At 40.9% G+C, this 14016-nt stretch carries 9 protein-coding genes and 1 tRNA gene; 4 read left to right on the forward strand and 6 right to left on the reverse strand.

Annotated features, from left to right (window positions below):
- Positions 1-115: 115 nt before the first annotated feature.
- The 3 genes from M3P19_RS06640 to M3P19_RS06650 form a co-directional block, all read right to left on the reverse strand.
- The gene (locus M3P19_RS06640) at positions 116-466 is read right to left on the reverse strand and encodes a GIY-YIG nuclease family protein (RefSeq protein ID WP_249656871.1); all 351 of its coding nucleotides are present in this window, start codon (positions 464-466) and stop codon (positions 116-118) included.
- 118 nt (positions 467-584) lie between these two features.
- On the reverse strand, positions 585-1058 hold the full coding sequence (locus M3P19_RS06645) for a nuclear transport factor 2 family protein (RefSeq protein WP_249656872.1): 474 nt from the start codon (positions 1056-1058) through the stop codon (positions 585-587).
- A 26-nt stretch (positions 1059-1084) separates the two neighbouring features.
- Positions 1085-1492, reverse strand: coding sequence for a nuclear transport factor 2 family protein (locus tag M3P19_RS06650; RefSeq protein WP_249656873.1), 408 nt, complete (start codon positions 1490-1492; stop codon positions 1085-1087).
- 216 nt (positions 1493-1708) lie between these two features.
- Here M3P19_RS06650 and M3P19_RS06655 point away from each other — a divergent pair, with 216 nt between their 5' ends.
- Together M3P19_RS06655 and pbpC are read left to right on the forward strand one after the other, a co-directional pair.
- A complete protein-coding gene (locus M3P19_RS06655; RefSeq protein ID WP_249656874.1) occupies positions 1709-7264 on the forward strand; it encodes an alpha-2-macroglobulin family protein in 5556 nt (1851 codons plus the stop codon).
- Between the two features lie 9 nt (positions 7265-7273).
- Positions 7274-9649 (forward strand): penicillin-binding protein 1C, encoded by a 2376-nt coding sequence (gene pbpC / locus M3P19_RS06660; RefSeq protein WP_249656875.1) that lies wholly within the window; start codon positions 7274-7276, stop codon positions 9647-9649.
- A 1-nt stretch (position 9650) separates the two neighbouring features.
- Here pbpC and der read toward each other — a convergent pair whose 3' ends face one another.
- Positions 9651-10952, reverse strand: a complete 1302-nt coding sequence (gene der, locus M3P19_RS06665; protein WP_249656876.1) for a ribosome biogenesis GTPase Der — start codon at positions 10950-10952, stop codon at positions 9651-9653.
- Between the two features lie 76 nt (positions 10953-11028).
- Between der and M3P19_RS06670 the strand changes: the two genes are divergently transcribed.
- Positions 11029-11529, forward strand: a complete 501-nt coding sequence (locus tag M3P19_RS06670) for a GTP-binding protein (RefSeq protein ID WP_249656877.1) — start codon at positions 11029-11031, stop codon at positions 11527-11529.
- A gap of 6 nt (positions 11530-11535) precedes the next feature.
- Here the strand turns inward: M3P19_RS06670 and era are convergent, their stop codons facing one another.
- Together era and M3P19_RS06680 are read right to left on the reverse strand one after the other, a co-directional pair.
- Positions 11536-12420 carry a GTPase Era gene (era, locus tag M3P19_RS06675; RefSeq protein ID WP_249656878.1) on the reverse strand — a complete coding sequence of 295 codons (885 nt, stop codon included), beginning with the start codon at positions 12418-12420 and terminating at the stop codon, positions 11536-11538.
- A complete protein-coding gene (locus tag M3P19_RS06680) occupies positions 12407-13771 on the reverse strand; it encodes an alanine/glycine:cation symporter family protein (protein WP_249656879.1) in 1365 nt (454 codons plus the stop codon). The genes era and M3P19_RS06680 overlap by 14 nt, the downstream gene beginning before the upstream one ends.
- Positions 13772-13895: 124 nt before the next feature.
- Between M3P19_RS06680 and M3P19_RS06685 the strand changes: the two genes are divergently transcribed.
- Positions 13896-13968 (forward strand) — tRNA-Met (locus M3P19_RS06685).
- Positions 13969-14016: the final 48 nt, after the last annotated feature.

Raw genomic sequence — 14016 nt, forward strand, 5'->3', positions numbered from 1 at the left:
AACTTAATGGATTTTAAAATAAGATGAAATTTCTTTCTTTTTTATGTAGTTTTTTTCGGTTAAACTTCATGCCAAACCTAATATTCTGTACAAGATTGGGGTCACTTTCATCCTTTTAATTGTACCAAACCGCATACCGCTGTCTACGCAATTCCAGAGCCAACTTCTCTTCCAATTTAAGTGCCTCCATCCTAGTGGATACTGGGGCGATATGATTGTACAGACTTGGTCTGAGATACATGCCATATTTCTGCACAATGTTTGAGGACAACTTATGGCCTTTTTTATTGCGGTAGCCGGTCTTATGTTGTTGAAAGCGTTCTTTAGGGGTCTTACTAGTCATCCCAACGTACAAACATTGTAAAACTCCGTTGAATTGGGGATTTGCATTTCGAAATCTTGCGTTTTCCGTAAACACCTTTTTAGACAACTCAATCACATAAACTTGATATTGGGTTTTGGGCATGATAGCACTTTCGTTAAGGATTTAAACAACTATTCAAGTTACAACTGATTCGAATCCCTACTTAGATTTATTTAACTTTTTTCAACCAAAATGCTAAATCATCTGTCAAGTAAAATCCTTATTCCACAATAGGTGAACTATGCGTAGCTATCGCTTTTACCTTTCCATCTTTCTTTTGGTAAACGTCGGTAAACCGAAGTCGTAATATGGTAGTATCTTGCTTAGTACTGTCCAAAATCACCATGCGCTCACTACCCCTTACCACAGCAATATCACCATACAGGCGAACATCGAGATTTTGATATTTTATCTCATCAAAAGAGTAATCGGCACTACTGAATTCATCTATGGTCGCCACTTTATTGGATGTTGTCCCATCACCTGACCCTGAATAGACCCAAGAATCGTCCAATACTTCAATCAATGGGGCGGCTTCTCCACTCAAATAAGCATTGGTCCATGTGTGAAGCAAATCCAAGGCTTCATCTTTGGTTATGGTTTCCGATATTACTTCTTGCTGTTGCGGCTTTTCCATCTGGTTACACGCAGACAATGCAAGAATTCCCGTAAGTAACACTACAGTTTTTTTCATTTTGAATAAAGTTTAGGGATTAAGGATCAATCCATCCTCTTGTAAAAAATTTTATTTACGATTTTCCATTCACCATCGATTTTGAGCAAGTTCATGAAGTCCACAAAAGTGAAATCGGCGTACTCCAACTCTAATCTTGCATTGGCTGCATGTCCTGATATCGTAATCTCCGCAATTCGGTTTTTGCGGTCCACACGATCACCTGGTTTCATCCCACTGAAAAACTCAAGAGCATTTACTTCTTTATACCCTTCATCGGTGATATATTTCATTGTAGCTGTGTCATGAAATGCCTTCTTTAAGGTACTAAAATCCCGGTTGGATCCTCCTTCCATATAATAATTTAGGGTCTGTTCCACCAGTTCATAATCAGATTGTGCGTTTGCTGTCGTGAAGAATCCTACAGCACACAATAAAAGCAAAAAATTGCGCATGATGTTCGTTTTTAGGTTGTTATAGACTGTTAAGATATTGTATTTAAAAGGCACTCGTTCCGTACAAAATCATAAATATTTCATAAGGTTCCATCGAAATCCTCAAACCATCCGTAAATCTTTACACGTTCTTCATAAGATCGTGCCCGTTCTCTTTTTGAATTTAAGTTATCTTGTCTTTGGCAAATCAATTGTTGAATTAATTCCCTTTTCCAAATGGCACGTTACCTTCGATTTTTAACAGCTTTCCTACTTATTATCAACTTTTCATGTAAAAAACAGGTTGACCCAGAAAACTTGGACAATCTTTTCAAATTCAAGGACTACATCAGCTACCATACGCATGGAAGACAGAGTATTGTATCTCCAATTCGAATTGCCTTGGCACAACCATTGGAGCAATATGAAATAACCCAGGAATTACCTTCTGAATACTTGAAAATAGCACCAAAAGTAAATGGCAAACTCGTTATTGAAAATGGTCATGAACTAGTCTTTCAACCTACCGAACAGCTAAAACCGAACACAGAATACACGGTAACTTTGGCATTACATGAACTATTTGAAGGCATTGATAAAGAATACCGGACTTATAGTTTTGGATTCAAAACCTTGGAGCCTAATTTCAAGATTTCGTTAGGCAATTTGCAGTCCTATGATAAAAACTGGCAGTATCTTACAGGAAGTCTTGAAGCTTCCGATTTATTGGCCGCAATAGAGGTCTTCAAAGTGATTACCGCCACCCAAGCTGCTAGAAAACTATCCGTTAATTGGGAAAAAGGGCAGGAACAAGCATCCTACTTCAATTTTAAAATAGATAGTATAAAAAGACAGGTTGATGATAGTAGTCTTCGCATTACCTGGAATGGAGCTGATTTAGGTATTGAAAACAAAGGTGAGGAGGAATTGACAATTCCAGGTTTGAACAAATTCGTTGTCGTGGATGCCAAAACCTCAACTGGTGCCAATTCTTCATTGACCTTGAATTTTTCAGAACCTTTAGCAGAAAATCAGAATCTAAATGGTCTCGTAACCGTTGAAGGGGCAACTACTTTACGATATGAAACAGATGGTAATGTCTTACGCGTATACCCTTCAAATAAAATCGTTGGAGAAGCCAAGGTCAATGTCTACGAAGGCATAAAAAGCGCTTTTGGTTTTGATTTAAAAAAGCCATTCTCAGAATACCTCTCATTTGAACAGCTTAAGCCTAATGTGCGCTTGGTATCCAAAGGCACCATATTACCTAATGCCACAGCAACACCCATTTACTTCGAAACTGTGAATCTAGCCGCTATAGAAGTAAGGGTTATCCAAGTCTATCAAAACAATATGCTGCAATACCTTCAAAACAATAACCTTACCCCTGAATACTATCCAAACTTAAAACGAGTGGGGCGCAAGGTTGCACATAAGGTACTGCAACTAACAGCGAGTGGCGAGGTCAACAATAGCTACTGGAAAGCCCATGCATTGAATTTATCCGAGCTCATACAAGTCAATCCCGGTTCGCTTTACCGTGTGGAATTCAGTTTTAATAAAGAACACACCACTTACGATTGCGGTAATAAATCGGATGATCGCTTAACAACCCAAATTGAGACTGCAAGCAGGGAAACCGATTCCGACGAAGAACGCTATTGGGACAATGAAATTTATTCATGGCGAAACATTGATTACAATTGGGAAGAACAAGACAACCCCTGCCATCCAGCTTACTATAACTATGATCGAATTGCCTCCACCAATTTACTGGGTAGCGATTTGGGTCTTATAGTTAAAAAAGGCAATAACAACACCTACCATTTTACTACAACAAATATATTATCCGCGAAACCTGAAGGAAATACGAACATAAAACTATACAACTATCAACAGCAATTATTGGGGGAAGTACAAACTGATTCCGAAGGCTTCACCATCTATGACGGAGCGAAAACTTTGGCATTTGCTGTGGCTGAAAAAAACAACAATTATGCCTACGCCAAATTGGTAGATGGAAATGCGCTCTCACTTAGCAAATTTGATGTGAGCGGCCAAGAATTACAAAGTGGAATACAAGGTTTCATCTATACGGAGCGTGGGGTTTATCGTCCTGGGGTTACAGCACACCTTACCTATGTTTTGGACGATAGAGGGAATCCACTTCCAGAAGGTCATCCAGTAGTGCTTGAAGTAACAGATTCCAAAGGAAAATTGGTACAGCGTACGGTTTTGAAAAATAATCCCGTTCAAGTGCAGGAAGGTCTTTATGCAAACAAAAGGGATCAGTTCCATTATTTCCCCATTCCCACAAAAACAAGCTCTCCTACAGGTAATTGGACAGCTAAAATCATTGTGGGCAGTGCGGAATTCACGAAAAACCTAAAAATTGCAACGATTAAACCTAATCGACTAAAAGTTGATTTTGCATTCAACGACGAGGTTTTAAAAGCCAATGCCAATACTAAAGGGGATATAAGTGTAAAATGGCTCCACGGTGCACCGGCTAGAAACTTAAAAATAGATGTCAAGACCAAAATTGAACCCACAACCAGTGCATTCAAAGGTTATGATAATTATGTGTTCAGCGACCCTGTTCGGAATTTCGATGCCCTGGAATCGCAATTCTTAAACTCAAAGTTAGATGCCAATGGCTCGATTGAAATTAACCAAAAGATTCCTATAAATGGTAACGCTCCAGGAATGCTGCAAACCGTTTTCACCACTAAGGTTTTTGAAGGTGGCGGGGATTTTTCAATTGATGTCTTCACCAAAAAATTGGCCCCTTTCAACCATTTTGTGGGTCTACGTTCACCAAAAGCAAAGCGTTATGGTTCTTTTCTCACGGATGATACCAACACGTTTGAGGTTGTAAGTGTTGATGCAGAAGGAAAGGCCACTGGGAACCGAAAATTGAATGTAAAGATCTATAAAATTGAATGGCGTTGGTGGTGGAATCGTGGAAGAGACAATCTCTCTCGATATGAAAATGCTACTGTCCACAGACCGTTCAAAGAGCTTGAGTTAACAACTAATGCACAGGGCAAGGGAAGTTTCGATATTACTATTCCGGATGTTGATGGTGGTCGGTATCTAATTCGGGTAATAGATGAAGTTTCTGGTCACGCCACAGGAAGGACCGCTTACTTTTACAGGAATTGGTGGCGACGACCTGCAAGTGGTGATAGCGAGAGTTCCAAAATATTGGTTTTTGCTGCAAATAAGGAAAAGTACACCATAGGTGAAGAAGCGATTATCACTTTTCCTTCCGATTTAGGCAGTCGAGCCCTGGTAAGTATTGAAAACGGTTCCGAGGTACTCTCCCAACAGTGGATTGAAACAAATGCACGTGAAACACAGGCAAGAATCCCCATAACACCGGAAATGGCGCCAAATGTTTACGTTAATATCTCGCTATTACAACCGCATGGCCAAGTCGCCAATGACTTACCGATCCGATTGTATGGCGTGGTACCAATTGAAGTTGAAAACCCAGCGACTTTCCTGGAGCCAAAATTGCAAATGCCCCAAGTATTGGAACCCGAAAAGGATTTTACTGTCACGGTTTCCGAATCGAAGGCAAAACCGATGACCTATACTTTGGCGGTTGTTGATGAAGGACTGCTGGACCTTACACGATTTAAAACCCCAGAAATTCATAAGGCTTTTTATGCTAGGCAAGCCTTGGGCGTTAAAACCTTCGACATTTTTGATGATGTAATGGGCGCCTATTCCGTTAGCGTCGACAATATCTACGCCATTGGTGGCGGTGGAATTGGGGAAGGAGCCAAAAACCGCAAAGCACAGCGATTCAAACCAGTTGTCACCTATTTGGGTCCGTTCAATTTGAATGCCAATGAAACGGCAAAGCACACCATAGCAATGCCAAACTATATTGGCTCGGTACGAACAATGGTTATAGCTGGCAACAAAAAGGGTGCTTACGGTAAATCTGATGAGACCACACCGGTGAGGAAACCATTGATGGTACTAACTTCCATTCCACGAAAACTATCTCCAGGAGAGACAGTTACCATTCCGGTTACCGTATTTGCAATGGAGAAAAAAGTAAAAAATGTCACGGTCAGCATTGAAACGGATAACGCACTGGAAGCACTTGGTACTACAACCAAAAACATTTCATTCGATTCAGTTGGGGAACAAATCGTGAATTTCGAATTCAAAGTAAATCCTGCAAGCTCGTATCAAAATATCAAAGTTACGGCCTCCGGAGCTGGTGAGCGTGCTACAAGTGAAACCGAAATTGATGTGGAAAACCCGAATCCGATCACTACAAAGAGCACCTTGTTTACTATAGACCCAAACCAATCCATCAGTATACCAATGGAAACGTTTGGCACTTCTGGCACCAATACGGCTAGTATGGAATTTTCCACCTTGCCACCTATGGATTTTTCCCGCCGCCTCGATTACTTAATCCGGTACCCTCATGGCTGTGTTGAGCAAACTACCTCAGCGGCATTTCCGCAATTATTTTTAAATGATGTCCTTGACATCACCTTTGAAAGAAAACAAGATGCGGAGCGAAACATAAAAACAGCCATAAAACGCCTAAATGATTTTCAAACACCAAATGGAGGTTTAAGTTATTGGGCGGGATATGGCTCCACGAACGATTGGGGAACCTCATATGCAGGTCATTTTATGTTGGAAGCCAAGCAAAAAGGTTATCAGTTACCGTTGACCTTTTTGAGCAATTGGTTACGTTATCAAAAGAACACAGCCCGTCAATGGAGTAACAGGCAAACGCGTTATAACGATGACATTGCGCAAGCTTATCGTTTATATACTTTGGCATTGGCGCAACAACCTGAATTGGCCGCGATGAACCGGTTGCGGGAATCAGGTAACCTGAGCAACGAAGCCAAATGGCGACTTGCTGCCGCTTACGCACTAACGGGAAAAAAAGAAGTGGCCATAGCATTAGCCAAAACTGCGAACATCGATTTCAAACCACGTAATTACGATTATAGAACCTATGGTTCGGTCTTCAGAAACAGGGCCATGGCACTGGAAGCTATGGTATTGTTAGAACGAAACGACCAAAGGAACCTTGCTGAATCCTTGGCCAGAAATCTCTCGTCACAAAGCTGGTATAGCACACAAGAAACGGCATATGCCTTATTGGCCCTTGCAAAAATGGTGGGTAAAAATGGCGGTAAATCCATAGCCGTAAACTATAGGCTCAACAACAAAGAAAATCAAGTAAAAACGGATAGAGCCATTGCGGAACGAGATATCCCAGTTACAGCTAACAAAATAGATATTCCTGTTCAAAACAATCAAGCCAATACGGTTTATGTGACTTTGTCCCAAAGCGGGAAACTTCCCGTAGGACAGGAACTGGAATCACGCAAGAATCTTTCCATTACGATTAACTATCTGGATGCTGAAGGTAAAAAAATGGATATTTCGCAATTGCGTCAGGGTACAGAATTAACTGCTAAAATAAACGTCTATAACAATTCCGCAGATTGGATTTCGGATCTTGCATTGACGCAGATTGTGCCAAGCGGATGGGAAATTGTAGATACGTCCTATGCTACAGGATCAAATCCAAATGCTGCGCATGTAGATTTTATGGATACACGTGATGACCGAACACATTTTTACTTTGACTTAGGGGCGAAAAAAAGCAAAACCTTCACCGTAAAGCTGAATGCCTCATATTTAGGGGATTATTATTTACCAGGTTCCCAAGTAGAAGGTATGTACGATGGAAATTACTATGCCAGGAACAAGGGACAATGGGTTAAAGTAATTCAATAAACCAAGCGTTTGGTCAAAGTAATAGACATAGTAAAAAAATGGGCGTTGAAGTACAAATATTTGGTTGTACTTACCTCACCTGTTTTCCTTTATTGGTTGTTCTGTCTTCCATCTACCCTTTTCAAAGACCCTGTATCAACTGTTGTGAGTAGTTCTGACAACATTTTGATTGGAGCTAGGGTAGCAACTGATGGCCAGTATCGATTCCCAATCTTGGATTCAGTCCCACAGCGTTTCAAAACTTGTATTTTACATTTTGAAGATGAATATTTCTATAAGCATCCTGGGTTTAACCCAATATCCATTGCAAAAGCCCTTAAGCATAATCTAACCCGTGATTCCCGCAGAGGAGGCAGTACCATCACACAGCAGCTGATTAGATTATCACGAAAGAACAAACAACGAACCTATTGGGAAAAGGGTATTGAATTATTAATGGCCACAAGGTTGGAATTCAGATATTCCAAAGAGGAAATCTTAAAGTTTTATGCAAGTTATACGCCATACGGAGGAAATGTGGTGGGTCTGGAAACAGCATCCTGGCGATATTTTGGGTTACCCTCGCACGAGTTAAGTTGGGGGCAATCGGCGGCGTTAGCGGTTTTACCTAATGCCCCAGCATTGATATTTCCCGGGAGGAATGAAGCACAACTAAGAGCAAAACGAGATCGATTGTTACAAAAACTCCATTCAAAGGGTATTATTGACCAAACCACTTTTGAGTTGTCCATTGCGGAACCCTTACCGCAGAAACCTTTACCGTTGCCAAATATTGCAGCGCATTTAACGGAGCGCATCAAAAAAGAACATCCAGGAAAACACATCACAACCACAGTGGATAGGCATCTGCAATTGCAATTGAACCGTATTGCACAGCAACACTATTCCAATTTAAAAAGCAATCAAATTCACAATCTATCCATCCTAGTTTTAGATGTGGAGAATAGAAAGGTCTTGGCTTATATTGGCAATTCTCCAACCGACCATGAACATCATAATTATGTGGATATAATTACCAAAAAAAGAAGTACCGGAAGCACCTTAAAACCTTTTTTATTTGCTGCACTAATGGACGAAGGACTGGTACTACCCAACAGTTTGGTCACCGATGTCCCAACCGTAATCAATGGTTATCATCCAGAAAACTTTGATCACAGTTACAGTGGGGCCATTGCGGCATCAAGAGCTTTGTCAAGATCGCTCAATGTACCTGCAGTACGACAACTTCAACATTATGGATTACAAAAATTCCATAATGATTTGAAACGAATTGGGTTGAAATCACTAGACCGCACCGCTGAGCATTACGGTCTTCCGTTAATCCTAGGTGGTGCCGAAAGCTCCCTTTGGGAAGTGACAAATGCTTATGCCGCGGTAGCTTCCAGTTTGAATCATTATGTGGGTTCATCAAGCACCTACAGATCAGGAGAGTTTGCTGAAGCCAGTTATCTACAAGAAGCTGCCATTGATTTTGGGAAAGCGCAATTCCAAGCACCTGTCTACAACAGTGGGGCTTTGTACCATACGTTCAACGCATTGCGGGAGGTAAATCGTCCTGAAGGTGATGAAAACTGGGAATTTTTTGATTCCTCGCAACCCTTGGCATGGAAAACAGGAACCAGTTTTGGGTTCAAGGATGCTTGGGCTATAGGTACCACCCCAAAATATGCAATAGGTGTGTGGGTAGGAAACGCCGATGGTGAAGGACGTCCTGGCCTAACCGGTATTACCGCTGCGGCACCTATTTTGTTCGATGTAGTGGGACAATTACCGCATAGTGGATGGTTTCTAGAACCTTATGACGACCTTGTTGAATTGAAAACTTGTAAGCACAGTGGGTTTAGAGCTTCGATTTATTGTGATGAAACCCAAACGTCCTTGCTCCCTGAAAGCGGTATTAAAAGTCCAATCTGCCCCTACCATCATCAAATAACCATGGATGCCACTGTTTCTTACCAGGTAAACTCAGGTTGTTATCCGTTGGCTGATATGGTCCATAAAAATTGGTTTGTCTTACCTCCCAGTATCGCATATTATTATTCGAACACCAATCCAAATTACAAACCATTACCACCCCATGCAGCGAATTGTTCCAATGAAAACCAAAATCTTATGGAATTCATCTATCCTAGGGCTAATGAGGAAATCATTGTTCCCAAGGATTTTGGAGCTGCATCCCATGAAGTGATTTTTAAGGTAGCCCACCCATTAAAGGAAAGCACGGTACACTGGTATCTTGATGAATCTTATGTAAGTTCAACCAAAGAGTTCCATGAATTGATTTTACCAGTTAAAACGGGATCACATACATTAACCGCCATGGACGAGTTAGGAAATCGTATTGTTAAATCAATTTATGTAAGAAGGTCCCATGATGGGGATTAAACTATTTTTTCCGCATAAAAATAGTAATCGGCACTCCGCTGAAATCGAAATTATCTCGCAGTTTATTTTCCAAAAACCGTTTGTAAGGGTCTCGTACATATTGCGGAAGATTACAGAAAAATGCAAACTGCGGGTAAGGGGTTGGCAATTGCGTACAAAACTTGATTTTCACAAATTTACCTTTGTAGGCCGGTGGTGGGGTATGCTCAATAATAGGAAGCATAATATCGTTCAATTTGCGCGTGGCAATTTTTTTGGAACGGTTTTTATATACATCCACAGCGGTTTCAATGGCTTTAAAAATGCGCTGCTTGTTCAAAACCGATATGAAAATGATAGGAACATCATCAAAAGGTGCAATGGCTTCCTTGATTTTTGCGGTGTAATCCCGAACGGAATTTGTCTCTTTTTCAACAAGGTCCCACTTATTCACCAAGATCACGATACCCTTGTTGTTGCGTTGCGCCAACCAAAATATATTTTGGACTTGTCCATCAAATCCTCTTGAAGCATCCAAAAGCAGGATGCAGACATCCGCATGTTCAATCGCCCTAACGGATCGCATTACGGAATAAAATTCCAAATCTTCCTTTACCTTGGACTTCCTTCGGATTCCTGCAGTATCCACCAGATTGAATTCAAAACCAAAGCGATTGTATTTGGTGTCGATACTATCACGCGTTGTACCGGCAATATCGGTTACGATGTAGCGGTCCTCGCCAATTAATGCATTTATAAAGGATGATTTACCAGCGTTAGGTCGACCAACTACTGCAAACCTTGGCAATTCGCTTTCCACCTCTTCTAGCTCCGGCAATTCCTTTACAACCGCATCCAACAATTCCCCTGTACCACTACCGTTAATACTTGACAGGGCATAATAATCGCCAAGTCCCAAGGCATAAAATTCCACAGCATCTGCATGTCGTTGCGCGTTGTCAACCTTATTTACGGCCAAAAAAACCGGTTTATTGACCCTTCGTAACAATTTGGCCACGTCTTCATCCATTCCTGTAACCCCGGACTCCACATCCACCATAAAAATTATGGCGTCCGCTTCATCAATGGCCAGTTCTACCTGCTTATCGATTTCCTGTTCAAAAATGTCATCACTACCAACAACATATCCACCCGTATCTATTAAGGAGAATTCCTTTCCATTCCAGTCACTTTTCCCATAATGTCTGTCACGGGTTACCCCACTGACAGAGTCCACAATGGCTTCTCTTCTTTGGATCAATCGATTAAAGAATGTGGACTTCCCCACATTTGGCCTACCTACAATGGCGACAATAGCACCCATCCGCTTCAAATTTTGGCAAAAATACCATTATTTATGAAGAAAAAATGATACCTTTTTTTGTCAATTTCAGTGACATATGAGTGACTTCACCAATGAAATCGTATTAAGGCCCCGTTTTGAAATCCCTTTAAAAGCGGATTTGGAACATTTAAAACGGGCTTTTGACCAAAGCGCACCGCATCCTTTTCAATTGAAACGGTTGGACGAGCATGTCTATATTCGGTTCAAGAAATCTGAAACAAATTTTTGGACGCCACAGGTGCATATGGAGCTAACTTCCTTTGAAGATGGTATTAGCAAAATCCACGGTGTATTTGGTCCAAATCCCACTTTATGGACCTTCTTTATGTTTCTTCACTTTGGTGTTGGCACGCTATTCATCATACTAGGTGTGTTCGCCTACTCCAACTATTCATTGGGTCATGACATTACGTTTTGGTTAGTGGGAATGTCTTTTCTTGTATTGATTTGGTTTAGCCTATATGCTTTTGGCAGATTGGGAAAATCCAAAGGTGGTCCTCAAATGGAACAGCTCAAAACCTATATTCGGCAGTTGATTGCTGAATTGAAACGATAACGCATATCACCCATTGTAACCAAAACGCCTTAACTGTTGAGCGCTGCTACGCCAGTTCTTGTTCACCTTTACATAAAGCTCAATGTGGACTTGTTTGTCAAAAAACTTTTCAAGATCGGCTCTGGCCTGCACCCCAACTTTTTTAAGCGCACTACCTTTATGTCCAATTAGGATTCCTTTTTGGGTGTCGCGTTCTACCATAATCACCGAACGGATTCGGATAATGTCGGTATCCTCCAAAAATTCCTCGGTTTCCACCTCCACGGCATACGGAATTTCCTTTTTGTAGTTCAGTAGTATTTTTTCCCGTATGGTTTCATTCACAAAAAAGCGTTCCGGTTTATCCGTTAATTGATCTTTGGGATAATAAGGCGGGGCTTCAGGCAACAACTCTAAAATTCGTTCGAAAACTTCAGATACATTGAAATTTTCTAAAGCGGAAATCGGATGAATCTCTGCTTTGGGCAACAAACTTTGCCAATGCTGGATTTGTTGTTCCAAGATTTCCTGTTCTGAGGTATCAATTTTATTCACCAGTAACAATACTGGGATTTTACTGTTTTCAATTTTTTTGAAAAATGCTTCATCCTTCAGTCCCTTTTCGCCAATCTCGACCATATAAAGCAAGACATCAGCATCTTCGAAGGCGGATTTTACAAAATCCATCATGCTTGTTTGCAGTTCATAGGCCGGTTTGATTATTCCCGGAGTATCGGATAATATCACTTGAAAATCATTCCCATTGACAATTCCCAATATCCGATGTCTGGTGGTCTGGGCTTTTGAGGTGATAATGGACAATTTCTCACCGACAAAAGCATTCATCAAAGTGGATTTACCCACATTGGGATTTCCAATAATATTTACGAATCCTGCTTTATGCTTTTTCATGTTTCAATTTTGAAAAGTATTTCTTGGAAGCTGCATTTACTTTTGGTGCCAAAATCAATATGGCAATCATATTCGGAATCACCATTAAGGCATAAGAAAGGTCAATCAAGTTTTTGACCAAATCCAATGAGGCTATTGCTGCAAATACGATCATTATCACAAAATAGTGGTTGTAAAACCGGCCTATTTTTGCGTTGGTCAAGAAAGACAGACATTTGACACCATAATAGGAATAGGTAAATAGGGTTGATAATGCAAAAGCGGTAACTATCACCATAAGCAAATCATCCCCAAACCCAAAAAGCGTAGTCCTGAAAGCCTTTAACGTCATAACTATTCCACTTCCATCTTCTAGGTACGCCCCACTTAAAATTATAACAACGGCCGTAAAGGTGCATACCAAAATGGTATCTATAAATGGACCTAACATGGCTACTAGTCCTTCACGAATAGGTTCATCGTTTCTGGATTGTCCGTGATACATTGGAGCGCTACCTAAACCTGCTTCGTTAGAAAACATGGCGCGTTTAACCCCAATAATCACCAAGCCCCAAAATCCCCCTGTCACTATGGTGTTGAAATTCCATGCTTCTGAAACAATGAGTTTTAATGCTGGAATAACCTGGGAAGCATTCAAGACCATTACCACGATTACAGCTACCAAATAAACCATCACCATAAAGGGTACAATGGCTGTTGCCACTTTTGCGATTTTGCTCAACCCACCAAAAATGACAAATGAAGTTATGATGGCTAGGATAATCCCAATGGTCAATTTCCAATTGTAATCGCTCATTTCAATCAGCGTTTCCGAAGGTTGCACAACACTCATAAAAGTTTCCGTAAACTGATTGGCTGTAAAAACTCCTAAAAATCCAAATATTCCTGAAAGGCAGAAGAAAATTGCCAAGGGTTTGTATTTTTTTCCCAACCCCTGGGTAATATAGAACATTGGTCCACCTTGCATTTTACCTTCAGAATCAGTGCCGCGGAACATTATGGACAGGCTACACGAATAGAATTTTATACACATTCCAATAAGAGCCGTCATCCAAATCCAGAAGACCACACCTGGGCCTCCATCATGGATTGCAATAGCCACTCCAGAAATATTTCCGAGCCCAACAGTGGCCGCAACAGCAGCGGATAGCGCTTGCAATGAACTCACATCACCTTTGGCATTTTTATCATCGTATTTCCCGCGAATTATGGCAATTGCATGTCCAAAAAAACGATAAGGGGTTAATCCGGAATAAAAAATGAGAAAGAGACCACCACCGATCAATAAAATAAACATGGGCCAATTGACCCACGAATTGGCATCCACCAGAAAGCTGTTGAGTTGTTCCATGGATTCGAAGGTAGCCAATTCAGAGAAAACGAATTGGTTGTAGGCATAAAACTATAGTTTTTGAATTCTTGTTCTAGCAAATTTGGATATAAAGGAAAAACGGTCGTATATTTGCCGTCCACATCGCGGGATAGAGCAGTAGGTAGCTCGTCGGGCTCATAACCCGAAGGTCACAGGTTCGAGTCCTGTTCCCGCTACAAAGAAAAAGGATCACTTTAAGTGATCCTTTTTTTATGCCTTCAATT

The sequence above is a fragment of the Flagellimonas spongiicola genome (assembly GCF_023502425.1).
Lineage (GTDB): Bacteria > Bacteroidota > Bacteroidia > Flavobacteriales > Flavobacteriaceae > Flagellimonas > Flagellimonas spongiicola.

Bases quoted from the DNA above. Each gene is read 5' to 3' on its own strand.
- M3P19_RS06640 (WP_249656871.1), bottom strand. From the start codon at position 466: ATGCCCAAAACCCAATATCAAGTTTATGTGATTGAGTTGTCTAAAAAG.
- M3P19_RS06645 (WP_249656872.1), bottom strand. From the start codon at position 1,058: ATGAAAAAAACTGTAGTGTTACTTACGGGAATTCTTGCATTGTCTGCG.
- M3P19_RS06650 (WP_249656873.1), bottom strand. From the start codon at position 1,492: ATGCGCAATTTTTTGCTTTTATTGTGTGCTGTAGGATTCTTCACGACA.
- M3P19_RS06655 (WP_249656874.1), top strand. From the start codon at position 1,709: ATGGCACGTTACCTTCGATTTTTAACAGCTTTCCTACTTATTATCAAC.
- der (WP_249656876.1), bottom strand. From the start codon at position 10,952: ATGGGTGCTATTGTCGCCATTGTAGGTAGGCCAAATGTGGGGAAGTCC.
- M3P19_RS06670 (WP_249656877.1), top strand. From the start codon at position 11,029: ATGAGTGACTTCACCAATGAAATCGTATTAAGGCCCCGTTTTGAAATC.
- era (WP_249656878.1), bottom strand. From the start codon at position 12,420: ATGAAAAAGCATAAAGCAGGATTCGTAAATATTATTGGAAATCCCAAT.
- M3P19_RS06680 (WP_249656879.1), bottom strand. From the start codon at position 13,771: ATGGAACAACTCAACAGCTTTCTGGTGGATGCCAATTCGTGGGTCAAT.